The organism is Roseateles sp., from assembly GCF_036404855.1.
Lineage (GTDB): Bacteria > Pseudomonadota > Gammaproteobacteria > Burkholderiales > Burkholderiaceae_C > Pelomonas.
In genome coordinates, this window is the sequence record NZ_DASWYS010000036.1 from 1 (window position 1) to 22,513 (window position 22,513).

19 protein-coding genes are annotated in these 22,513 nt (G+C 68.0%); 12 read left to right on the forward strand and 7 right to left on the reverse strand.

The features are described 5' to 3' along the window. Positions 1–513, forward strand: a 513-nt coding sequence (locus VGF12_RS02045) for a S46 family peptidase (RefSeq protein ID WP_331174383.1), incomplete at its 5' end; no start/stop codon positions are given. A 194-nt stretch (positions 514–707) separates the two neighbouring features. Here VGF12_RS02045 and VGF12_RS02050 read toward each other — a convergent pair. Further along, positions 708–1,280 carry a YceI family protein gene (locus VGF12_RS02050; protein WP_331174384.1) on the reverse strand — a complete coding sequence of 191 codons (573 nt, stop codon included), beginning with the start codon at positions 1,278–1,280 and terminating at the stop codon, positions 708–710. 107 nt (positions 1,281–1,387) lie between these two features. Between VGF12_RS02050 and VGF12_RS02055 the strand changes: the two genes are divergently transcribed. From VGF12_RS02055 to VGF12_RS02095, 9 genes are all read left to right on the forward strand, one after another. Next, the gene (locus VGF12_RS02055; protein ID WP_331174385.1) at positions 1,388–2,698 is read left to right on the forward strand and encodes a hypothetical protein; all 1,311 of its coding nucleotides are present in this window, start codon (positions 1,388–1,390) and stop codon (positions 2,696–2,698) included. A gap of 14 nt (positions 2,699–2,712) precedes the next feature. After that, complete coding sequence (locus VGF12_RS02060; protein WP_331174386.1) at positions 2,713–3,279, forward strand: DUF1566 domain-containing protein; 567 nt, start codon at positions 2,713–2,715, stop codon at positions 3,277–3,279. 201 nt (positions 3,280–3,480) lie between these two features. Further along, positions 3,481–4,002: a hypothetical protein gene (locus tag VGF12_RS02065; RefSeq protein WP_331174387.1), complete on the forward strand. Its 522-nt coding sequence runs from the start codon at positions 3,481–3,483 to the stop codon at positions 4,000–4,002. An 84-nt stretch (positions 4,003–4,086) separates the two neighbouring features. Then, positions 4,087–5,040 (forward strand): RNA polymerase sigma factor SigJ, encoded by a 954-nt coding sequence (gene sigJ / locus VGF12_RS02070; protein ID WP_331174388.1) that lies wholly within the window; start codon positions 4,087–4,089, stop codon positions 5,038–5,040. A 51-nt stretch (positions 5,041–5,091) separates the two neighbouring features. After that, the gene (locus tag VGF12_RS02075) at positions 5,092–5,571 is read left to right on the forward strand and encodes a carboxymuconolactone decarboxylase family protein (protein ID WP_331174389.1); all 480 of its coding nucleotides are present in this window, start codon (positions 5,092–5,094) and stop codon (positions 5,569–5,571) included. Positions 5,572–5,626: 55 nt separating this feature from the next. Beyond that, positions 5,627–6,871, forward strand: a complete 1,245-nt coding sequence (locus tag VGF12_RS02080) for a M28 family peptidase (protein ID WP_331174390.1) — start codon at positions 5,627–5,629, stop codon at positions 6,869–6,871. A gap of 261 nt (positions 6,872–7,132) precedes the next feature. Further along, entirely contained in the window at positions 7,133–8,992 is a 1,860-nt protein-coding gene (locus tag VGF12_RS02085) for a thiamine pyrophosphate-binding protein (protein WP_331174391.1), read from the forward strand. Continuing rightward, positions 8,989–9,798 carry a citryl-CoA lyase gene (locus VGF12_RS02090; RefSeq protein ID WP_331174392.1) on the forward strand — a complete coding sequence of 270 codons (810 nt, stop codon included), beginning with the start codon at positions 8,989–8,991 and terminating at the stop codon, positions 9,796–9,798. The genes VGF12_RS02085 and VGF12_RS02090 overlap by 4 nt, the downstream gene beginning before the upstream one ends. Continuing rightward, positions 9,795–10,604: a hypothetical protein gene (locus tag VGF12_RS02095; RefSeq protein ID WP_331174393.1), complete on the forward strand. Its 810-nt coding sequence runs from the start codon at positions 9,795–9,797 to the stop codon at positions 10,602–10,604. The genes VGF12_RS02090 and VGF12_RS02095 overlap by 4 nt, the downstream gene beginning before the upstream one ends. Before the next feature lie 16 nt (positions 10,605–10,620). On the opposite strand, the gene VGF12_RS02100 is transcribed toward VGF12_RS02095, so the two are convergent. Further along, positions 10,621–12,729, reverse strand: a complete 2,109-nt coding sequence (locus VGF12_RS02100; protein ID WP_331174394.1) for a TonB-dependent receptor — start codon at positions 12,727–12,729, stop codon at positions 10,621–10,623. A 166-nt stretch (positions 12,730–12,895) separates the two neighbouring features. Here VGF12_RS02100 and VGF12_RS02105 point away from each other — a divergent pair, with 166 nt between their 5' ends. Beyond that, entirely contained in the window at positions 12,896–13,870 is a 975-nt protein-coding gene (locus VGF12_RS02105) for a hypothetical protein (RefSeq protein WP_331174395.1), read from the forward strand. A gap of 105 nt (positions 13,871–13,975) precedes the next feature. Next, positions 13,976–15,535: an ATP-binding protein gene (locus VGF12_RS02110; protein WP_331174396.1), complete on the forward strand. Its 1,560-nt coding sequence runs from the start codon at positions 13,976–13,978 to the stop codon at positions 15,533–15,535. Here VGF12_RS02110 and VGF12_RS02115 read toward each other — a convergent pair. From VGF12_RS02115 to acnA, 5 genes are all read right to left on the reverse strand, one after another. Continuing rightward, a complete protein-coding gene (locus VGF12_RS02115; protein WP_331174397.1) occupies positions 15,513–17,891 on the reverse strand; it encodes an excinuclease ABC subunit UvrA in 2,379 nt (792 codons plus the stop codon). The two genes, VGF12_RS02110 and VGF12_RS02115, sit on opposite strands and share 23 nt — an antisense overlap. Then, positions 17,892–18,332 carry a VOC family protein gene (locus tag VGF12_RS02120; protein WP_331174398.1) on the reverse strand — a complete coding sequence of 147 codons (441 nt, stop codon included), beginning with the start codon at positions 18,330–18,332 and terminating at the stop codon, positions 17,892–17,894. A gap of 10 nt (positions 18,333–18,342) precedes the next feature. Next, entirely contained in the window at positions 18,343–18,786 is a 444-nt protein-coding gene (locus tag VGF12_RS02125) for a helix-turn-helix transcriptional regulator (RefSeq protein WP_331174399.1), read from the reverse strand. Between the two features lie 189 nt (positions 18,787–18,975). Continuing rightward, entirely contained in the window at positions 18,976–19,668 is a 693-nt protein-coding gene (locus VGF12_RS02130; protein ID WP_331174400.1) for a DNA-binding protein, read from the reverse strand. A gap of 91 nt (positions 19,669–19,759) precedes the next feature. Continuing rightward, entirely contained in the window at positions 19,760–22,471 is a 2,712-nt protein-coding gene (gene acnA, locus VGF12_RS02135; RefSeq protein ID WP_331174401.1) for an aconitate hydratase AcnA, read from the reverse strand. Positions 22,472–22,513: the final 42 nt, after the last annotated feature.

Here is a 22,513-nt window from a genome sequence, read left to right on the forward strand (position 1 = left end):
CAGCAGGCCACGATCGACTACCACGCCAGCCGCGGCGAAGCCGTCTATCCCGATGCCAACAGCACCCTGCGCATTAGCTTCGGCAAGGTGCAGGGCCGCACACCCGGCAGCGACGGCAGCAACTGGACGGCCTTCACGACACTGCGCGGCATCGTCGCCAAGCACCGTGGCCCGGACGAGGCCGGCGGCGAATTCAATGCGCCGGCCGAGCAGCTCGCCGCGATCAAGGCACGCAACTTCGGCAAGTACTACGTCAAGTCGCTGGACTCGGTGCCCGTCAACTTCCTGTCCACGCTGGACACGACCGGCGGCAACTCCGGCTCGCCGGTGCTGAACAAGAAGGCCGAGCTGGTGGGGCTGCTGTTCGACGGCACGCTGGATGCCGTCATCTCCGACTGGGACTTCAATCCCAAGCTGGTCCGCAGCATCAGCCTGGACGCGCGCTACATGCTGTGGCAGATGAGCACGGTCGACAAGACGACTCGCCTGTTGGACGAAATGGGCGTCAAGTAGTCCTCCCCGCCTGCACGCCTCGCAAACCGGCCCTACGTGGCCGGTTTATTCATCCTGCGCGCGGCAGGCGCCCCCCTGGAGGGCGCAGGCCCATCGCCTGTCGAGCGCGACGAACGGGGTGAAGCGTCACTGCATGAGCGCGCCCGGCCGCCGCAAACGCAGGTGTCCAGCAAGACGATGCATGGCGAGGAACGTCATTCCTTCGCCACGGCCTCCACCTGGATGCGCAGGCCCACGTCCATCTTGAAGCCGTAGTCCTTGCCCGCCGCAAGGCCGAAGTCCTCGCGGTTGAAGCTGCCGGAGGCGTCCGCGCCACACCAGTCGCGTTTGAGCATGGGGTGGGGCAGGCACTTGAGCTGGTGGATGGCCAGCGTCACCGGCTTGCTGCGACCGTTCAGTGTCAGCTCGCCCACCAACCGGCTCGGCACGCCGCCGGCCGGACCCTCGAATCGGCCTTTGAAGCTGGCGATGGGGGACTTGTTGTCCAAGTCGAAGAAGTCCTTGCCGCGGGCCCAGGCGTTCATCGCCTCCAGGCCAAAGTCGATGCTGGCCAGGTCCAGCTTCACGTCCACACTGCCACTGCCGTCTGCCTTGTCATAGACGATGCTGCCGCTGCTCTTGTTGAGCTTGCCGCGCCAGAACGACAGGCCCATATGGTCGGCCTCGAAGCTGGGGTAGGTGTGCGTCGGGTCGATCTCATAGCCGATGGGGGCGGCCTGGGTGAGGGACGTTGCCAGCAGGGCAGAAATCAGGGGCAGGCATTTCATGGAGTCTCCTTGGATGCGGGATTCAGAAAGGACGTGGGCAGTTGCCTGACACTACGACGAAGCGGGCGCCGCGAATTCGACAGGCGCCCGCCACCTTCTGTGCACACATGATCGCCCGCTTCCTCCTTCCCCTGCTCGCGTTGGCCCTGGCCGCCTGCGCGCCGTTGACGCCCCAGAAACCCGCCGAGAAGCGCTACACCGCCACCGAGCTGCTGGCGCTGCGGCCTGCGGACTTCAGCTGGCCAGCCAGTTCGACCGACGGCGAACGCGCGCTGCGAGATGGCGTGCTGGCCGACATCCGCGCCCGCATCGCGTTGCCGCCTGGCCCCGAGCGTGACGCAGCCCTGCCGCGGCTCTTCGATCTGGTTGCGCAGTACAACCTGGAGATCGACGCCGCCCGGCCGTTGCTGCTCGAGGCCCTTCCGACGCTGGGCCGCCGCGACCCTGACACCCAGCGTGCGTTGTTGACGGCTGCCCACGCCCTCTACGCGGCCGATGCCGAGCCTGCCCTCCTGACCCTGTTGCCTGAACTGCAGACCAGCAAGCCCTTCGCCATCGCGGCCTACACGCTGATCGCCGCGCGCCCGAGCCACGCCGTGGCCATAGGCGGCCTCGTGCCCCGCCAGTTTCCGCAGTGGCGCGACGACCCGCGGCTGCTGGCGTTGATGGACGCCATCGCACCGGTGCGTCAGCAGCCGCCGCTGAGCGACCTGCTAGCCGCGCCGTTGCGCCCAGGCTACCCTGCGCTCTACAGCCTGCAACGCCCCGGCCGCAACGACATGGGCCTGGTGCTGGTGCGCGATGCCGACGGTCGCTTCGTGCGCGACACTGCGGGCCAGCTCTTCGCTTCACCCCAGCTCGCACTCGCCCGCACCGGCCTGCCGGGCACCATCACCAACGGCAACACGCCGCAAGGACTGTTCACCATCGTCGGCGCTGGTACGGCCACCAACCCCAACATCGGTCCCACCCCCTATCTGCACAGCAAGCTGCCGTTCGAGGCGACGCCGGCCGAGTTCCAGCATGGCGATGCCGCGACCGAGTGGAGCGAGGCCTTCTACGACAGCTTTCTGCCGCCGAGCTGGCAAGGTGCTGCAAGCATCAAGGAGGCCTGGCTGGCTGGCCGCGCGGGCCGCGACGAGCTGCTGGTCCATGGCACGACCCTCAATCCCGCCTATTTCGCCGGCAGCCGCTACTTTCCCGGCACGCCGCAGCAAGGCTGCATGATCTCCAGCGAGGACTGGGACCCCGCCAGCGGCCGCCTCGTGGCCAGCCGCCAGCTCACCTTGGCACAGACCTATGCAGCAGCGGGCCGGCGCGATGACCTGGCGGGCTACCTCATGGTCGTCGAGCTGCCCGGTGAGGGCGCGGTGACGCCGGCCGAGGCGCTTGCGCTGGTGGTGGCGGCCGGACGCTGAGGGAGGATGTCGTGATGCAGTTCCGTTTCACATTCATCCTGCTGGCGGGCTTGAGCCTGGCCTGCGTCGTCCGGGCCGCGGAATCGGGCGCACCCGCGCCCGCCCTGGTGCCCAGCGCTGACGGGCTGGAACTGCTGGATGCCGCCAGCGGTCGCGCCTGGTCACGCTGCGTCGAGGGCATGCGCTGGGACGGCCGCAGCTGCCAGGGAAAGCCGGCGTTGTTCACGCACGCCGAGGCGCTGGCGATGGCACGTGCGCGCAGCGAGGCCGAGGGGCGCGCCTGGCGCGTGCCGCGCGTGCCCGAACTCAAGCATTTCGGCGACCGGCTGACGCACGGGCCAGCCTCGCTCGCGCCCGCGGCGCCCGCCGGCTGGCACTGGACCAGCTCCGCCCGCATCGACAGCGAGGCTGCGAATCCCTACGCGTATCGCAACGTGCAGCGCGGCGCGACCGAGGTGCGTACCGACCAGCTCAGGGTCCAAGTCGGCTGGGCGGTGGACCCGCGCAACGGCGACGCGCGCGGCGACATGCCGCGGCGTGAACGGCTCCCGGTGCGCCTGGTGCGCGGCGTGGCGCCGTAGCCGCGCCGGCCGCTCCAGTCCGCGTGCACGGCAGCCACGTTGCCGGGGGGGCGACGCGAGCTCGGCCAGTGTGTTGGGCTATGCGTGGGCGGATGTGCCGGGTTTCATGGTGCTGCTCGCAGGCCCGCGGCTGCGTCGGACCTGAGGCGAAGGCCGCGGCCTACAGCGTGCTGGTCGAAAACGGCGCAAGATTGGAGGGTCATGCGCACCATCCTTGCCCGATCCATGCCCTTGTGCGGATTGTTGACCGCACTGAGCGGCGGTGCCGTGCGGGCCGAGGAGCTGCCCAGGTCAGCGGCCTGCCACACGGCGCTGCAAGCGCTGGAAGCGGCCGAGGATGTCATCGCCGCCACGGCGCCCGCGTCGGCGGCTGCGGCGTCGGATCTGCAGCGGCAACGCGTCGTCGCCGCGCGGCTGCAGCCTTTGCGAAAGCGCGTGGCCGATGACTGCCTGGGCGCGTTGACGACATCGCCACCGCCATCGCAGCACACCTGGGTCGTGCCCCCGCTCCCGATCCGGCCCGGCCCGGCAGCGACGCCCCCGCCGGCCACGCCTGCGGTGACCGTGCCGCAGCCGCGCCTGGAGCCCCTCGTCACGGTGACTCAGTGCACCGCAGCGGCTTGCATCACCAGCGACGGGTCCACGCTGATCCGCATGGGGCCCACCCTGGTCGGGCCGCACGGCGCATGCACGGTGCAGGGCAACTTCGTGCGCTGCCCCTGAGGCGCTGGACTGGCCTTTCGCCGTTCTCTGTCACAAACTCCGGGTCCGTTTCGTCTGACAGGGAAGACCGCTGACGACCCTGCCATGACCGACGACCACTCGCCGAACGCCCGCGCGCTGCGCTTTGACCGTGACCACGCCCGCCGACTGCGCGCGCTGGCCTACCGCATGCTCGGCTCACGGGCCGAAGCCGAGGATGTCGTGCAGGAGGCCTGGCTGCGCTGGGCCGAGGTGGACGAGTCCACCATCGAGCATCCCGGCGCTTTCCTGTCGCGGCTGGCGACCAACCTCTGCCTGGACCGCCTGCGCTCCGCTGCCGTGCAGCGCGAGCACTACGTGGGCGTCTGGCTGCCCGAGCCGCTGCTGGAAGAGCAGGAGGCCCTGTTCGGGTGGGCACCCGGCCCCGAGAAGCAGGCGGAGTTCGCGCAGGACGTGTCCATCGCCTTCATGCTGGCGCTGGAGCGGCTGTCGCCGCTGGAGCGCGCGGCCTTCCTGCTGCACGACGTGTTCGACATGGACTATGACGAGATCGCCCGCCATCTGGACCGCAGCGAGGCGGCTTGCCGCCAACTCGTCAGCCGCGCGCGCAAGAACATCAAGGCCGACTATGCGCGGCGGGAGGTGGCCAGGGAGGAGGCGCAGCGCCTTGTCGAGGCCTTCATGGAAGCCGTGCGCAGCCAGGATGTCTCGGCGCTGGCCCGGCTGCTGGCCGAGGATGCCGTGATGATGGCCGACGGCGGTGGCAAGGCCAGCGCCGTGCCGCGGCCATTGCGCGGGGGGGCCCAGGTGGCGCGCGTCTTCATTGGCTTCGCGCAGTTGCCCACCAGCCACGGCTGGCGGCTGGTCCCGGCCCGCGTCAACGGCTTGCCGGGCGTGCTCATCGTCGATGACGCCGCAGGCGGCCGCCTTGTGCAGACCATCGCGCTGGCGCCGGCCCGCGAATCCGGCCAGGTGGGGGCCGTCTACATCCAGCGCAACCCCGACAAGCTGGTTGCCATCGCCAGCGATGTCACAAGCGGGGCGGGCGCTCCGTCTTGAGGTGGTGGGCGGCGTGGCCGCCCCGCAATAACCTCAGCCAAGGATCCCGCCATGAGCACGCAGCAAGCCCGTCTCGACTACACCCAGCAGTCCCCCCAGCTCTTCAAGAAGTACCTCGACTTCAGCATGGCCATCAAGTTGGACGAGACGCTTGCCCTGCTGGTGGACATCCGCGCCTCGCAGCTCAACGGCTGCGCGTTCTGCCTGGACATGCACGTCAAGCAGGCCAGGATGAACGGCGAGCGAGAGCTGCGCCTGCACCATGTGGCCATCTGGCCCGAGTCCCAGCTCTTCACGCCAAGGGAGCGCGCGGCCCTGGCCTGGACCGAGGCGCTGACGCGCATCGCGCCTTTGGGCGTGTCCGATGCCCTCCATGCCGAGGCGCGCGAGCAGTTCTCGGAGGAGGAGTTGTCCACGCTCACCTGGCGCGTCGCGGCCATCAATGGCTGGAACCGCATGAACGTGGCTTTCCGCAACCAGCCCGGTTCCAAGGACAAGATGTACGGCCTCGACAAGGCGGGACTGGCCTGAGGTCCGGGGGAGGGCGGCTGGCCTATGCTGGCCGGTCCCTACCTTCCTGCACGCCATGAAGACCGCTTCCTTTGCTGCCTGCCTGCTGCTCGCCTCGCTGGGGGCCACGTCGCCGGCGTCGGCCCAGCCGCCGGCCGACCCCGTCGCCACCCTGGTCGATCATCTGGAACTCGAGAAGTACAAGGCCACCATCAAGGGGCTGACGCAGTTCGGCGACCGTCGCCAGGGCACTGCGCGCAACCGGGCGGCGCTGGACTGGATCGAGGCGCAGCTGAAGCGCTACGGCTGCACCAACACCGAGCGGCTGCGCTACGACTTCACCGAACCCAGCAAGCGCGGCCCCGTGCAGTTGCAGCCCGTGCGCGCCGGCGGTCCTGCAGCACAGGGCGGCGGCACCTTGTTTGGCAAGCGCGCGCCGATAGGCGTCAACACCGACCCCATGTCCCAGCCGGACGAGCGTCTGCGTGCGTTGAACGCGGAGCAGACGCCGCTGGGCACCTCGCCGCGCGAGAGCGTCTACTGCACCAAGGTCGGCGCCACCAGGCCGGACGAGATGTACATCGTTTCCGCCCACATGGACGGCATCGGCTTCGGCGAGGCCGCCAACGATGACGGCTCGGGAACGGCGCTGGTCATGGAACTGGCACGCATCTTCAGCCTGCCCGGCGTCACCACGGAGCGATCCATCCGCTTCATTCTCTGGAACAACGAGGAGACAGGGCTGAACGGCGCCTCGGCGTACGTCGCCCAGCGCAAGGAGCTGCAGGGCATCGAGTCACCCAAGGGCTCGGGTCGCTATCCTGAGCCCAGGTGGCTGGGCATGATCCAGCATGACATGCTGCTGTTCGACCACGGCATGCCGGTGCCCAAACTGGACGGGGCCGGCAAGCCCGTGCTGGACGTCCGCGGCCAGCCGGTCTACACCGCGCCCAAGGAGCAGCGCGCCGAGGCCGATGTGAATGTCGAGTTCCAGGTGAACGCCAAATTCGCGGAGGGCGCTGCCAAGCTGGCCTGGCATCTGCGCGCGGCCAACGAGACGTACGCGACCGACTACCCCGTGGCCGTCGGCAACCGCATGACCAACACGGACTCCACGCCCTTCATGGACCACGTTCCGGCCATCTCCGTGCGCGAGAACGAGCGCGGCATGCAGATTGGCGCCGGCTGGAATCCGCACTGGCACCAGCCCACCGATCTATACGCGGCCTACTCGGACAAGGACTTCCTGCTCGGCCTCAACGCGGCACAGACGACGCTCGCGGCGGTCGCGCAACTGACGGGCGCGAGCATCAAACCCTGAATTCGTGACGTATTTCCGCCCGCATCCGCGGGGATGCATTTCTGTTTCAACTAGATACAGTTATGCCTATCGCGTGGCTGCCAACGGCATATCTGCGCGGGCATAGATGTCGCCGAACCGGTCAAGTTCGAAGCGCACGCAGGAGGAGCCCGGCCGGCGGAACCCATCCGCCAGCCGCCAGGGAGTCCATCGTCGACGGTGGGCTCATTCCGTTTTTCCCTGCCGTGCGGACATCCGGGTGCCAGGCGCTCCAGCAGCGCCATGCCCGTTCGTTGCGGCGTCTCGCCTGCTCGCAACGTGGACTCCAAGACTTCTCTCGCCTTCGCCCCTGACCTGACGCCCGAACCCGCTCGCGATGCTGCCGACCTGCTGGTCGATGCGCTCGCCGCGCTCGGTGTGGAGTACGTTTTTGGCGTGCCCGGCGGTGCCATCGAGCCCCTTTACAACGCGCTGGCCCGCAGCGCCCGCCGCGGCGGCCCGCGGGCCGTCGTGGCCCGCAACGAGCAGGGCGCGGCCTACATGGCCGACGGGTATGCCCGTGAGACCGGCCGGCTGGGCGTCTGCATCGCCACCTCAGGGCCGGGCGCCACCAACCTGATCACCGGTGTGGCCTGCGCCTACGACAACAACGTGCCCATGCTGGTGATCACCGGCCAGCCACCGATCAAGAATTTCGGCAAGGGCGCGCTGCAGGAGTCCAGCTGCACGGGCATCAACACGATGGCGATGTTCCGCCCCTGCACCCGCTACAACTCGCTGGTCTCGCATGTGGAGCAACTGCCCACCAAGCTCTTCAACGCGCTGATGCAGGCCCAGCGCGCGCCCAGCGGCCCCAGCCATCTGTCGCTCCCGGTGGACATCCTGCGCACACCGCTGCCGGAAGACCTGGAAATGCCCGACTTCGCCGGCCTGTTGCGCCGTGCGCCGGCCCTGGTGGACCTGCCGGCGGTGCGACAGCTGGCCCGTCTGCTGTTCTCTGCCCGCCAGCCGGTCTGGCTGATCGGCGACGGCTGCGCCGACGCCGCCAACGAGCTGATGCAGCTGGTGCAGCGCACCAACGGGAACTTCATCACGACGCCCGACGGCAAGGGTTTCATCAACCCACGCCACCCGCGCTACCGCGGCGTGTTCGGCTTCGGTGGCCATGCCAGTGCCGCCGCCCTGCTGCAGGACGAGCCTGACCTCGTCATCGCGCTGGGCACCGGCTTCGGTGAGTTCAACAGCGGGGGCTGGTCCACGGCGTTGCTGAACAGCCGCCTCGTCCATGTGGACGACAGCGATGAGAACCTGATGCGCTCCCCGATGGCCCGCCTGCATGTGCGCGGTCACGTCAAGTCGGTCTGCGAGCAACTGATCGCGCTGCTCGCCCCTGCGCGCCGCGCCCAGGAAGCGCAACTGCTGCCCTTCCTGCACCCGCAGGTGGCCCGCCAGGCCTACGAGGCCATGGTCGACCGCCCGCAAGCCCTGCATGGCGACAGCGGGATGGTGAAGCCTCAGCGTTTGGTGGCACGGCTGGGTGAACGTTGTCCGCCGCAGACGCGCTTCGTTGCTGACGCCGGCAACAGCGCGGCCTGGGCCGTCCATTACCTTGCGCCGCAGGACCGGCGCCGCACGCCTGATGCGGCCTATCCGTCGGCCGGCAAGGACCGGCGCACGCGCGACTCCAGTTGGCTGCGCGTGACCATGGACTTCGCCCCCATGGGCTGGGCCATTGGTTCGGCCATCGGCATCGCGATGGCCAACCGCAGTTGCCCAGTCGTCTGCCTGACGGGCGACGGCAGCTACCTGATGAACGGCCAGGAGATCACCGTGGCCGCCGAGCTCGGCCTGCCGGTGCTCTACGTCGTGCTGAACGACGGTGCGCTGGGCATGGTCAAGCATGGCCAACGTCTGGCCGGCGCCGAGCCCATCGGCTTCCAGCTGCCCAAGGTCGACTTCGCCGCCATGGCCGCGGCCATGGGCATTCCTGGCCATGTGGTCCGGTCGCCCCAGGAACTCGACGCGCTTGATTTCTCCGCGCTGCTGTCGCGCCGAGGGCCGACGCTGCTGGATGTGCGCATCGATGGAGAGGAAGTGCCGCCGATGAACCTGCGCATGAAGACCCTGGGAACAGCGCGATGAGCGCGCCCGCGATGCCGACGCAACGCATTCACACGCGCATCTGGCTGGAGGAAGCCGAGCCCGGAAACGCCTTTGCCACGCACGCCGCGCATTGCCATGGTTACGATGTCTTCGGCGAAATGCTGGGCCAGGCACGCTGGGTGGAGATGCTGTTCCTGCTGTTCCGCGGCGAGGCGCCGACGCCCGTCCAGCGTGAGCTGTTGGAAGACCTGGCGCTCGCTTTGGCCAACCCCGGCCCGCGCGACCCGTCCGTGCATGCCGCCATGTGCGCCGGCACCGGTGGCTCGACGGCTGCCGCCAGCCTGATGGCCGCGTTGGCCGTTGGAGCCGGCCGGCAGGGCGGGGCGCGTGAAGTCTTCCATGCGATGCAGCTGTGGCACAGCTGCGGCACGGATCCTGCGCGATGGGGGCAAGCCTTGCTGGCGTCCGATGAAGCCGTGGCCGGCATCTGGCCGGAAGGCGATCGCCCGGCGGGTTTCGATGCGCATGCCTCGCACATGGCGCCCCTGGCGCGACGGACGCTGACCCATCTGGCCCGGCTTGGCGGCCCCCGCCTGGCCTGGCTTGATGATCACAGGCCTGCGCTGGAGGCCGCCGCCGCGTCGCCGCTGGCCATGACGGGCGTGGCCGCCGCAGCGCTGGCCGACCTCGGTTTCACGCCCGAGCAAGGCGAGATGCTCTTTCTGTTGCTGCGGCTGCCCGGTGCCGCCGCGCACGCGCTGGAGCAGCGTTCCCTCGGGCCCAAGCACTTCCCGTTCTTCGAGTTGGATCTGCTCGACGATCCCCGAGAGGAGGCCGCGGCATGAACGGTCCCCAGCTGTTGCGCGACAGCGCCGACCGTCTCCAGACCCGCGCGGGCAAGGCCTTCGTGGGCACCCGGGCGGTGTTTCTCGGCCGCGACCTGCACGCGGACCTGCGGCATGCGGACTGGGTCGATCTCTACATGCTGTCCATCACCGGCAGGCGCTTCGGTGAAAGCGAGTTGCGCCTGCTGCATGCGATGTGGGTCTGTACCAGCTACCCGGACGCGCGGCTGTGGAACAACCGTGTCGCTGCGCTCGCCGGCAGCGCGCGCAGCACGCCCGGTCTCGGGGTGTCGGCGGCACTGGGCATGTCCGAGGCGGTGGTTTACGGCGGCCATCCCTGCGTGCGTGCCATCGACTTTCTGACCGGCGCACAGCGTCGCGTGACTGCGGGCGAGGCGCTGGTGGACGTCGTGGCGCAGGAACTGGCGCAGCGACGCATCTATGGCTATGGCCGGCCCATCCACGCGACCGACGAGCGCCTGCCCTGGTTGCTGGGCATCGCGCGCGAGCGTGGGCTGGACGGCGGCCCGCACCTGGCGTTGGCGCACGAGGTGGAGCGCTTGCTGGTGGAGCGCGATCCGGCACTGAAGATGAACTACGCGGCCATGACCGCCGCGCTGGCGGCGGACCTCGGACTGTCGGTCACCGAGTTCCACCATTTCCAGTTGCCCATGTTGCTGGCGGGCATGACGCCCTGCTACATCGAGGCCGCGGAGCGGCCTGCCGGCACGCTGTTCCCGCTGTCCTGCGAGCACATCGCCTACGAGGGCGTGGCCAAGCGGCGTTGGGGTTGCGAGGGCTCGTGACGCTTCGGCAGAGGCCCTAGAACCTGTAGCTGGCCTGGGCTGACAGCGAACGCCCTGGCATCGGCAGGTCGTTCGCGATGGCGGCGCTGGGCAGGCTGGGTTCGCGCACGTCGGCGTCGAAGGCATTCATCAGCGTGACAGACAGCTCCCAGTTGGTGCCGGCGAGCAGAGACCTGAGGGTCAGGTCCAGCGTCGTGTAGTCGGGAATGGGGGGCCTCGCATCGCCGAAGGCGCGCAGGCGTGAGCGCACGTGATTGAGCCGTCCGCTGAGCAGCGAACCATTCGCGAACGACCAGTCCAGCCGGGCATTCAGGTGATGGCGCGGCGCGTAGCCGGCGTCGCTCTGATTCAGCTCGTCGATGGAGCGCTGGTAGGCGTAGCTGCCGGCCAGCCGGAGATTGCGCCGTGCGTCCCAGATCCATTCGATCTCGCCTCCGTGGCCGCGCTGCGAGCCGGCGTTGCGGAAGGTGGCGCCGGGCGCAGGCGCCGGGTTGGGCGTGGTCTTGATGATGTCTTCCATCGTGTAGCGGAAGACGTTGACGTTGAGCTGCAGCTCGCGCGCGGCATGCCATTGCAGCGCAGCTTCCACGGTGCGCATGGTCTCGGGCTGGATGTCGGCATTTCCGCCGGCCACCGGGTTGACACCGTACTGCTCGTTGAATGACGGTGCCCGGAAAGCGCTGCCGTAAAGCAGCTTGGCCGTGAGGTCCAGGCTGGCGTCCCACACCAGCGCGATGCGCGGGTTGGTCGTGCGGCTGAAATCGGAATAGCGGTCCTGGCGCACACCGGCCGTCAGCGTCCAGTCCCGCGCGAAGCTCCACTCGTCCTGCATGTAGGCGTAGTTCACCCGGCGACGGTGCGGCGCCAAGAAGGAGTCGTGCACCGGCGCCTCGATCAGCTGGCCGCCGGGCAGGGGGATGGGCATGCCGGTGAGGGGGCCGGAGGTGATGACGTCGAAGTTCTTGAACTCCCGCGTGCGGTACAGATCGAGGTCGTCGCGACCCACACCGAGGCGCCACTGATGCCCAGCCCAGCCGCTGTAGGTGACGGCGGTGGACAGGCGCAGTTGCCGCTCCCAGGTGTTGGGCGACCCGAGCACGCCGTTGGGAAACGCGCCGCCGAAGGCCCCGCTCGGGAACAGCTGGACCGGCACGGAGAGCTTCTGCATGTAGTGCAGCCAGCTCCCGTTCATGCTCAGCCGCCAGCCCGGCGCCAGGTCGACGTCGCTGATGCCCGTGTCCAATTCCACGCGCTGCGAGCCCATGCGGCCCACGGGGTCGAGGGCGCCGGCGATGCCCACGCCTGTGCCCATGTCGTTGCGCCGCTTCAGGCCCGCATGCATGCGCCACTTCCCGTGGGCCAGTTCCAGGCCGCCGTCGACGGCGTGATAGCCGGTGTTGACGGGCCCTGGCGCCAGGCTGGCACGGGTTCCGAACAATGCGTCCATGCCGGTCTGGGCGTCCGATTCGACGGTCTCCCTGAAGCCGTCGCTGCGGCCCGTGCGCAGAAACGCCGCCACATCCAGGGGACCGAGCTTGCCGCCGTGCTGAATCCAGGCGTCCATGGTGCCGAAGGAGGCCGCGCGAACGCCAAGTTCGGTGCCGGACACTTCCTGTGGGCCTTTGGTGATGATGTTGACGACACCTGCGTAGGCATCGGCACCGTACAGCGCCGAGCCCGGGCCGCGGATGACTTCGATGCGCGCAATGTTCTGCACCGGCAGCCCGCCCCAGATGAGGCCGCGGCTGCCGACATAGAGGGTGGTCATGGGCACGCCGTTCTGCAGCATCAGCACTTGGGGGTTGAAGTCGCTGGCGACACCCCGGATCTGGTAGAGCGGTGAATAGGCCACGTTGCTGCGACCGACGTGCAAGCCGGGTACGGTCTCCAGCACCTCGTCCAGGTCGGTGGCGCCCATGGCCGCGATGTCCTGCGCCGTGATGACCGTGGCGACGGCCGGAGCGCGGCGCAGCGTCTGCGGCGCGCCGGTGGCGATGGAGACGGTCGTCTTGTCGCCATAGACCTGGGCCAGCTCTTCTTCTTCGCTCGGTGGCTGCGCGAAGGCCGTCGGCTGCATCGCCCAGCAGACGCCTCCCAGAATCGCCAGGCCGAAGATAGGTCTCATGTGCTGCGTCCCCGAGGTGGAGGGTAGTGGGCGCGTATTGTGCTGTCCCCCAAGCGGGGTTTGAGAACTCACGCGCCAGACGCACAACATGCCGCGTGTTGCGGGATGGCCATCTGCATAATGCGCCACGCCGTGCCTGCTGTCATAACGCAACACTCCGACTCACTTGATCGACCCCGGTAGCCCCTCTGAAGCCACTCGCCGTGCGCTGCTGCGACAGGCTCTTGGTGGCATGGTCGTGCTGGCCGGGGGCTCGGTGAGTGCTGCCGATGCGAGCCGCGCTGTGGCCGTGGTCTATCCCGACCTGGGGGAGCCCTTCAAGCAGATCTTCACGGCCATCATCGAAGGCATCGAGGAGAAGCTGCGCGGCCAGGTCGCGAGCCTCGCGGTGAGCAACGCGGCGCGGCCGGCCGAGATCGCTGAGGACCTGCGGCGGCGCGATGTCAAGGTGCTCATCGGACTGGGCCGCGGCGGCATGCGCATCGCAGCCGCGCTCGCGGGCGAGCTGGCGGTGCTGGTCGGCTGCGTGGTGTCGGTGCAGGAGACCGAGGCGCGCGCGTTCCCCGTCTATACGCTGGCGCCAGATCCGGCGCTGCTGCTGGCGCGACTGAAGCGGCTGATGCCGGCTGCCCGGCGCGTGCACCTGGTCTACGACCCGCGGCTGAACGCCTGGCTGGTGCGGTTGGCGCGGGAGGCCGCCCGCGCCGAAGGCCTGGAACTGTTGGCCCAGGAAGCTGGCGATCAGGCCGGCGCGCTGCGCCTGTATGCCCAGTTGCTGGGCTCGGCCGATCCGACGCGAGACGCGCTGTGGCTGCCGCAGGATCCCACGACGGTGGACGACAACGTCGTGCTGTCGCTGGTGCTGAGGGAAGGCTGGAACCGCTCCATCGCTGTGTTCTCCAGCCACCTGGCCCATGTGAAGCGGGGCGCACTGTTTTCGCTCTATCCCGATAACGCCGAACTCGGGCGGAGCCTGGCGATGTCGGCGCTGCGCCTGCTGGGCAACCCGCGGGCACTGGCCGCCGGGGTGGCGCCGCTGCGCGACACCCGTGGCGCCGTCAACATCCGCACCGCGGCACACCTGGGACTGGACGTTGCCGCCGCTCAGGCCGGATCCGACCTGGTCTATCCTAACGGCTGAGATGCTGTGAACGACTCCCACACGCCAACCCGTCGCCGAACGTCCACGCCTCATCCGGACGAGGGCGCGAGCGTTGCAACGCGGCGTTGGCCCTGGCCGCTGCGGATGTATGCGCGCTATGCCCGCGAGGCCTCGTTCCGCCGCCAACTGAGCCTGGGCGTCACGCTCGGCGCGCTGGGTCTGGCGCTGATGGTGGCGGCGGTCAACGCCTGGCAGGGTGGGCGCCAGGTGCGCGCCATGCTGATGGAGCAGGGCGGCCGCGTCGCCACCAATCTGGCGTCCAACAGCTCTCTGGCCCTGCTCTATGCCGCCGTCGACAACGCCGAGGAGGCTGTGCGCGCGTCGTTGGCTTTTCCGGATGTCATGGCCATCGAGATTCGCGACACTCGAGGCCAACTGCTGCTGGCGCTGGGGCCGGAACGCGAGCGGTTGCCCGCGGCGGGCGCGCCGCGGGCAACCGCCGCCAGCGAGGCCTGGTTGGACCAGGAGACCGAGGACAGCTGGGCCTTCTCTGCGCCGGTTTGGACCCGCCCCGAGCCCTCGCCCTTCGACGTGACGCTGCGCCCGGCCCAACTGCTGGGCCATGTGCGCGTAGTCCAGAGCAAGTCCACGCTGCACCGCACCCAGGCCTCTCTTTTCGTCGCGAACTTCGGCGTGGCGCTGCTGTTCTCGCTGATCTTCCTCGTCGCAGTGCGCTACCTGGCGCTGCGACTGACACGGCCGCTGGCGGCCCTGTCCGACGCGATGGCGCGGGTCGAGCATGGCGAGAGCGATGCACGCGCTCCAGCCGGCGGACCGCGTGACATCGCGCTCATGGCGCACAGCTTCAATCGCATGATTGCCGCGCTGCAGGAGCGCGAGGCCGAGCTGGGCGCCCACCGCGACCATCTGGAAGATCTGGTGCGCGAGCGCACCCTCGAGCTCAGCGATGCCAAGGAGCGCGCCGAGATCGCCAGCCGCGCCAAGAGCCAGTTCCTGGCGCGCATGAGCCATGAGCTGCGCACACCGCTGAACGCCATCATGGGCTATGCCCAGATCCTCAAGATGGACAGCGATCTGACGGTCAAGCAGCGCAACGGCCTGGACATCATTCACAGCAGCGGCCAGCACCTGCTGACGCTCATCGTCGACATCCTGGACCTGTCGCGTATCGAGGCGGGCAAGGCCGAGCTGCGCATCGCACCCGTGGAGCTCGCGACACGGCTGCATGCCGTCGTCGACATCGTGCGGGTCATGGCCGATGACAAGCAGATCGGGCTGAACCTTGAGCTGGACCCTCAACTGCCTGGCGTCGTGCTTGCCGATGAGAAGCGACTCAACCAGGTCCTGTTGAACCTGCTGGGCAATGCCGTCAAATTCACGCATGTGGGCAGCGTGACGCTGCGAGTGGAAAGCATGGCCTCGGCCGACGTGGCGCCCGGCCATGCGCTGCTGCGCTTCGAGGTGCAGGACACCGGGGTCGGCATCGCGGAGGATCAGGCCGTCCGTCTGTTCGAGCCCTTCGAGCAGGCGGGCAGCGCCGAGCAGCGCGTGGGCGGCACCGGTCTGGGCCTGGCCATCAGCAGACAGCTGGTGCGCATGATGGGCGGCGAAGTCCGCCTGGAGAGCCGGCTCGCTCAGGGCAGCCGGTTCTGGTTCGAGATCAGCGTGCCCGTCGAGGCTTGAGGGCCTGTGCGCCGACGTAGTCGGCCAGGTGCTGGCCCGTCAGCGTCGAACGCGCCTGGATGAGCGCGGCGGGCGTGCCCTCGAAGACGACCTTGCCTCCTTCGTGACCAGCACCGGGGCCCAGGTCGATGATCCAGTCCGCGTGAGCCATGACGGCCTGGTGGTGCTCGATGACGATGACGGACTTGCCCGTATCGACGAGCCGGTCCAGCAGGCCCAGCAGTTGCTCGACGTCGGCCAGGTGCAGGCCGACTGTGGGCTCGTCGAGCACATAGACGTCGCCCTTCTCGGCCATCTGCGTGGCGAGCTTGAGGCGCTGGCGTTCGCCACCCGAGAGCGTCGTCAGTGGCTGGCCCAGCTTGAGATAGCCAAGGCCGACGTCGGACAGGCGTTCGAGAACGGTGTGGGCCGCGGGCGTCCTGGCAGGCCCGCTGCCGAAGAAGGCAGTGGCCTCACCGACCGACATGGCCAGCACCTCGCTGATGTCCATGCCACCGAGCTTGTAGTCGAGTACGGCGGCCTGGAAACGCTTGCCGCCACAGTCCTCGCAGACTGTCGAAACGGTTGCCATGGGGCCCAGGTCCGTGAAGATGAGACCGGCCCCGTTGCAGGTCGGGCAGGCACCCTCTGAGTTGGCGCTGAAGAGGGCAGGCTTGACGCCGTTCGCCTTGGCGAAGGCGCTGCGGACGGGGTCGAGCAGGCCGGTATAGGTGGCCGGGTTGCTGCGTCGCGAGCCGCGTATGGCGGTCTGGTCGATGGCGACGACACCATCGAGCGTGGACACCGAACCGTGGATCAGCGAGCTCTTGCCCGAGCCGGCCACGCCGGTGACGACGCACAGCACGCCGAGCGGGATGTCGACATTGACCTTCTGCAGATTGTGCGCGTTGGCGCCGCGCACCTTGAGCACCGCCCTGGCGTTTCGTACCGAGGTCTTGAGCTGGGCGCGGTCGTCCAAATGCCGGCCGGTCAGCGTGGAGCTCTTGCGCAGGCCGGCGACTTCGCCTTGGTAGACGATCTCGCCGCCGGCCGAACCGGCGCCAGGACCGAGGTCGACGACATGGTCGGCGATCGCGATGACCTCGGGCTTGTGCTCGACGACGAGGACCGTATTGCCCTTGTCGCGCAACCGCTTCAACAGGCCGTTCATGCGCTGGATGTCGTGAGGGTGAAGGCCGGTGGTGGGCTCGTCGAAGACGTAGGTCACGTCGGTCAGCGCTGAGCCGAGGTGGCGAATCATCTTGACGCGCTGCGCCTCGCCGCCAGACAGCGTGCCGCTGGGGCGGTCCAGCGACAGATAGCCCAGGCCGATCTCGGCAAAGGCGTCCAGCGAATGCACCAGAGCCTGCAGCAGCGGCGCGACGGTGGGTGCCTTGAGGCCGCGCACCCAGTCGGCGAGGTCGGTGATTTGCATGGCGCAGGCGTCAGCGATGCTGAGCTTGCCGATCTTGCAGGATCGTGCCGCCTCGCTGAGCCGCGTGCCTTGGCACTCGGGGCAGGTCTGGAAGGTGATGGCGCGGTCGACGAAAGCACGGATGTGCGGCTGCAGTGCGTCCACGTCCTTCGACAAAAAGGACTTCTGGACAGACGGGATCAGGCCGGCATAGGTGAGGTTGATGCCGTCGACCTTGATCTTGGTTGCTTCTTTGTGTAGCAGGTCGTGCAGTTCGCGCTTGGTGAACTTGGCAATCGGCTTGTCAGGATCGAAGTAGCCGCAGCCGCGGAAGATGCGCCCGTACCAGCCTTCCATGCTGTAGCCGGGGATGGTGATGGCGCCTTCGTTGAGGGACTTGCTGGCGTCATAGAGTTGGGTCAGATCGAAGTCCGACACCGCGCCCATGCCCTCGCAGCGCGGACACATGCCGCCGGTGCGCGAGAAGGTCTGCTTGACGGCCTTGCTGGCGCCGCCTTTGTCGACTGTGACGACGCCGGTGGCCTGCACGGACGGCACGTTGAAGGCAAAGGCGCTGGGCGGGCCGATATGCGGCTTGCCAACGCGGCTGAACAGGATGCGCAGCATGGCGTTCGCATCCGTCACCGTGCCGACCGTGGAGCGGGCGTTGGCGCCAAGGCGCTCCTGGTCGACGATGATGGCGGTCGTGATGCCTTCCAGCACATCGACCTCGGGCCTTGCCAGCGTGGGCATGAAGCCCTGAACGAAGGCGCTGTAGGTCTCATTGATGAGGCGTTGCGACTCGGCTGCGATCGTGCCGAAGACCAGTGAGCTCTTGCCCGAGCCCGACACGCCGGTGAACACCGTCAGTCGCCGCTTGGGAAGCTCGACGCTGACGTCCTTGAGGTTGTTCTCCCGCGCGCCTTGCACGCGGATACGGTCGTGATGGTCAGCGTCGGCCATTCAGCGCTTCTCCTGGATACGCAGCAGGTTGCCGGCGGGATCGCGCACGGCGCAGTCACGCACACCGTAGGGCTGCATCGTGGGCTCTTCGACAATTTCCGCGTCCTCTGCCAGCAGCTTGGCGAAGGTGGTGTCGAGGTCGGTCGTGGCAAGGATGAGCATGCCAAAGGTGCCCTTGGCCATCATCTCGGTGATGGTGCGGCGCTCGTCATCGGTGATGCCGGGCGTGACCGCCGGTGGGTGCAGCACGATAGAGGTGCCCGGCTGGCCGACAGGCCCGACGGTGATCCAGCGCAGGCCGTTGTAGCCGACGTCGTTGCGCACCTCGAAGCCCAGGGTGTCGCGGTAGAAGGCGAGGGATGCCTCGGGGTCGGTTTGCGGCAGGAAGCTGGCGTGGATGCTGATGTCCATGGCGGGGTTTCCGTTGAATCGTTGAGCCATGGCAGGCAGTCTAGGTTTCGTCTGGAGCCGGCGCTTCTCGATTCCTGATCGGTTTGGTGACCTGGCGTGCTACGCACGCCGGCATGCCCTGGGTCGCCTGGGCCTGCTCGCGCCTGTAGACGCTGGGCGGCTGACCCACCAGCTCGGTGAAGCGCGTGCTGAAGGTGCCCATCGATGCACAGCCCACCGTGAAGCAGACCTCGGTGACGCTCAAGTCGCCGCGCCGCAGCAGCGCCATGGCGCGCTCGATGCGGCGCGTCATCAGATAGCTGTAGACCGACTCGCCGTAGGCGAGCCGGAATTGCCGGCTCAGGTGGCCGCCCGACATGTGCACGCCGCGGGCCAGGGCGTCCACGTCCAGCGGCTGCGCGTACTCGCGATCAATGCGGTCGCGCACGCGGCGCAGCCGCGCGAGGTCACGCAGATGCACTTCGGAACCGGGCTGGATGGTCATGGTCAGCGCGCCGGGGCGAGTGCGCCCTGGCCGTCGACGAGGAGCGGATGGAAAAACATCACCCAGACGATAGCGATGCTGCCCGACAAGTCGAGCCCGGGAAGACGTGGCATGGGAGGCAATTGTGACCAGATGCAGCCCCTCGGCGCCCAGGCGCCGCCGCCAGTGCCCGCGCGGGCTGGCGAAGTGTCAGCCCGCGCGGCGGGCGTCGAGCTGGGCGCGCAGTTCCGCGACCTCGGCGGCCAGGTTGTTGCGGGCCGTGGTGGCACCCACCAGTTCCATCTCGGCGGCCAGGCGTGCGTCGGACACGGCAGCCGACGACGCCACATGGCGCTCCAGTTGCTGGCGAAGGTCGGCGAGCTGGGCGTCCTTGCCCTCGATGGCCAGTTGGTCCTTGGCCTTGCCGACCAGGGCGTCGGACGCGATGTCGCGCGCATGGCGCAGCTCGATGGTCAGCCGCTCGACGCTGGCCTGGCGTTCGGCTAGCTTTGCCAGCGCCTGGTCGCGTTCGGTCGTGAGCTGGGCCAGCCGGGCATCCAACTCCTCGCGCTGGGCCGCCGCCTGCTCGTTGGACTGCAGCATGTCCGCCAGGTCGGTCTCGGTCTGTGCCAGGCGTTCGCGAACGCGGCCGGCAGCGTCTTCTGCGAGTTGCCGTGCCCAGTTGCCCAGTGCAGTCGTCAGGGCTGTCGGCAGCTCCATGTCGGGGGCCGGCTCGGACGTGCTTTGGGTGCCGCGCCAGGTCGTCAGGTGCTGGTGGAGGGTCTGCACGGACGTCGTGCCCAGCGCGCCGCGCAAGCTGTCCATGGTCACCGGCTTGCCTTCGCTCGCCAGGCCCTGGGCCGCGGCGGCAACTTCGTCGAAAGTGATGTCTTGGCCTGCCATGTCGTTTTCCAATCAGGAGCGGGCGGCCGATGCCGCCCACCTCCCCAGGGGAAGGCGACCGCCCCGGGAAGTTCCTTAAATGCCAGCGTGCTCAGGCTGCGAGAAGCTGCCTGAGCACAAAGGGCAGGATGCCGCCGTGCCGGTAATAGTCCACCTCGATGGCAGTGTCGATGCGCAGGGTCAGGCTCAACTGCTTCACCGAGCCGTCAGGGCGCGTGATCGTCATCGTGGCGTCGCCTTGTGGTCGGATTTCGTCGGCCAGCGCGATGTCGATGATCTCGGCGCCGGTCAGCGCCAGGCTCTCCCACGAGTCGCCGGCCTTGAACTGCAGCGGCAGGACGCCCATGCCGATCAGGTTGCTTCGGTGGATGCGCTCGAAGCTCTTGGCGACCACGGCCTTGATGCCCAGCAACTGCGTGCCCTTGGCGGCCCAATCGCGGCTGGAGCCGGTGCCGTATTCCTCGCCGGCGAAGATGACAGTGGGCGTGCCTTCGGCCACGTACGCCATCGCAGCGTCGTAGATCGTGGTCTTGACGCCGTCCTTCAGCGTGTAGCCGCCTTCCTCACGTGAGCCGTCCGGCAGGGCCGGCAGCATCAGGTTCTTCACGCGCACGTTGGCGAAGGTGCCGCGCATCATCACGTCATGGTTGCCGCGGCGGGCGCCGTAAGAGTTGAAGTCGGCTTTCAGCACGCCGTGTTCGGTGAGGAACTTGCCGGCCGGCGTCGTCTCCTTGAACGAGCCGGCAGGGCTGATGTGGTCGGTGGTGATGGAGTCGCCGAACAGCGCCATGATCTTGGCGTTCTTGACGCCGGCCTCCAGCGGCTTGGGTGCCATCGTGAAGCCCTCGAAGAAAGGCGGCTGCGCGATGTAGGTGCTCTTGGGCCAGTCATAGACCTGGCCCTTGACGCCCTTGATCGCGTTCCAGAGCTTGCCGGGATTCCTGGCGACCTTGTCGTAGTTCTCCTTGAATGCCTTCGCGTTCATCGCGTACTTCATCAGCTGGTAGATCTCGTCGCTGCTGGGCCAGATGTCGCCGAGGTAGACCGGCTTGCCCTTCTTGCCGTGGCCCACGGGTTGGGTCATCAGGTCCACGGTCACATTGCCGGCGATGGCATAGGCGACGACCAGCGGCGGGCTGGCGAGGAAATTGGCCTTCAGGTTGGGGTGGATGCGCGCCTCGAAGTTGCGGTTGCCCGACAGCACGGCGGCGCAGACCAGGTCGTTGTCCTGGATGACCTTGTTGAGCTCGGGCGTCAGGTCGCCCGCGTTGCCGATGCAGGTCGTGCAACCGTATGCGGCGACGTTGAAGCCCAGTTTCTCCAGGAAAGGCAGCAGTCCCGCCTTCTCCAGGTACTCGGTGACGATGCGCGAGCCGGGGGCAAGGGAGGTCTTGATGTGCGGCGATACCTTCAGGCCCGCTTCCACCGCCTTCTTGGCCAGCAGGCCGGCGGCCAGCAGCACGCCGGGATTGCTGGTGTTGGTGCAGGAGGTGATGGCGGCGATCAGCACGTCGCCGTTCCTCACCGGGATGCCCGACTCCGTCACATAGGGGCGGGCCAGCTTGTCGGCCGGCTGGTTGAAGCCGTTCTCGGCGACCGGCTTGCTGAACAGCTCGGCGAACTGGCTGGCGAGATGGGTGATCTCGATGCGGTCCTGCGGGCGCTTGGGGCCGGCCAGACTCGGCGCCACGGTGCCCAGGTCCAGGGTGACGATGGAGGTGTAGTCGATGTCTCCGGCCTTGGGGATGCCGAACATGTCCTGCGCCTTCCAGTACGCTTCGAAGGCCTCGATCTCGGTTTGGCGGCGGCCAGTGCCCTTGAAGTAGTCGACGGTCTTCGCGTCGACGGGGAAGAAGCCCATGGTCGCGCCGTACTCGGGCGCCATATTGGCAATGGTGGCGCGGTCCGGCACTGACAGGCTGGCCGTGCCTTCGCCGAAGAACTCAACGAATTTGCCGACGACCTTGTGCTTGCGCAGGATCTCCGTGACGGTCAGCACCAGGTCGGTGGCAGTGACACCCTCGCGCAGCCGGCCTGTCAGCTCGAAGCCGACCACGTCAGGGGTCAGGAAGTAGACCGGCTGGCCCAGCATTCCGGCCTCCGCCTCGATGCCGCCCACGCCCCAGCCGACGACGCCGATGCCGTTGATCATGGTCGTGTGGCTGTCGGTGCCCACCAGACTGTCGGGGTAGTACACGCCGGCCTTGGTCTTGTGCACGCCGCGGGCCAGGTACTCCAGGTTGACCTGGTGCACGATGCCGAATCCTGGGGGCACGACGCCGAAGGTGTCGAAGGCCTGCATGCCCCACTTCATGAACTCATAGCGCTCACGGTTGCGCTGGAACTCGAGCTTCATGTTCAGGTCCAGCGCCTTGCTGCTGCCGTAGTGGTCGATCATGACGCTGTGGTCAACGACCAGGTCCACCGGCACCAGTGGCTCGATGGTCTTGGGGTTCTTGCCCAGATCGGCGGCCACGTTGCGCATGGCGGCCAGATCGGCCAGCAGCGGCACACCGGTGAAGTCCTGCAGCACGACACGGGCAACGACGAAGGGGATTTCGTCGACACGGGCGGCGTTGGGCTTCCAGTTGGCCAGTTGCTCCACATGCTCGGCCGTCACCTTCTTGCCGTCGCAGTTGCGCAGCACGCTCTCCAGCACAACGCGTACGGAAACCGGCATGCGGGCCACGTTCGGGTAGACCTTGGCCAGTTTGGGCAGGGAGAAGATCTGGCCGGACTGGCCGGAGGCAGTCTTGAAGCTGGCCTGGGTGTTGGCGAACGCGTGAGCGGCGGGTTTCGGCATGGTTACTCCTTTAGGATTCCCGACCATTCTGGCGAGCTTGTT

What these genes read in the sequence shown, in the direction of transcription:
- VGF12_RS02095 (WP_331174393.1), top strand. Translation starts at nt 9,795, where the DNA reads ATGAACGGTCCCCAGCTGTTGCGCGACAGCGCCGACCGTCTCCAGACC.
- VGF12_RS02120 (WP_331174398.1), bottom strand. Translation starts at nt 18,332, where the DNA reads ATGGCTCAACGATTCAACGGAAACCCCGCCATGGACATCAGCATCCAC.
- VGF12_RS02115 (WP_331174397.1), bottom strand. Translation starts at nt 17,891, where the DNA reads ATGGCCGACGCTGACCATCACGACCGTATCCGCGTGCAAGGCGCGCGG.
- sigJ (WP_331174388.1), top strand. Translation starts at nt 4,087, where the DNA reads ATGACCGACGACCACTCGCCGAACGCCCGCGCGCTGCGCTTTGACCGT.
- VGF12_RS02060 (WP_331174386.1), top strand. Translation starts at nt 2,713, where the DNA reads ATGCAGTTCCGTTTCACATTCATCCTGCTGGCGGGCTTGAGCCTGGCC.
- VGF12_RS02130 (WP_331174400.1), bottom strand. Translation starts at nt 19,668, where the DNA reads ATGGCAGGCCAAGACATCACTTTCGACGAAGTTGCCGCCGCGGCCCAG.
- VGF12_RS02065 (WP_331174387.1), top strand. Translation starts at nt 3,481, where the DNA reads ATGCGCACCATCCTTGCCCGATCCATGCCCTTGTGCGGATTGTTGACC.
- acnA (WP_331174401.1), bottom strand. Translation starts at nt 22,471, where the DNA reads ATGCCGAAACCCGCCGCTCACGCGTTCGCCAACACCCAGGCCAGCTTC.
- VGF12_RS02080 (WP_331174390.1), top strand. Translation starts at nt 5,627, where the DNA reads ATGAAGACCGCTTCCTTTGCTGCCTGCCTGCTGCTCGCCTCGCTGGGG.
- VGF12_RS02125 (WP_331174399.1), bottom strand. Translation starts at nt 18,786, where the DNA reads ATGACCATCCAGCCCGGTTCCGAAGTGCATCTGCGTGACCTCGCGCGG.
- VGF12_RS02050 (WP_331174384.1), bottom strand. Translation starts at nt 1,280, where the DNA reads ATGAAATGCCTGCCCCTGATTTCTGCCCTGCTGGCAACGTCCCTCACC.
- VGF12_RS02100 (WP_331174394.1), bottom strand. Translation starts at nt 12,729, where the DNA reads ATGAGACCTATCTTCGGCCTGGCGATTCTGGGAGGCGTCTGCTGGGCG.
- VGF12_RS02085 (WP_331174391.1), top strand. Translation starts at nt 7,133, where the DNA reads ATGCCCGTTCGTTGCGGCGTCTCGCCTGCTCGCAACGTGGACTCCAAG.
- VGF12_RS02110 (WP_331174396.1), top strand. Translation starts at nt 13,976, where the DNA reads ATGTATGCGCGCTATGCCCGCGAGGCCTCGTTCCGCCGCCAACTGAGC.
- VGF12_RS02075 (WP_331174389.1), top strand. Translation starts at nt 5,092, where the DNA reads ATGAGCACGCAGCAAGCCCGTCTCGACTACACCCAGCAGTCCCCCCAG.
- VGF12_RS02090 (WP_331174392.1), top strand. Translation starts at nt 8,989, where the DNA reads ATGAGCGCGCCCGCGATGCCGACGCAACGCATTCACACGCGCATCTGG.
- VGF12_RS02055 (WP_331174385.1), top strand. Translation starts at nt 1,388, where the DNA reads ATGATCGCCCGCTTCCTCCTTCCCCTGCTCGCGTTGGCCCTGGCCGCC.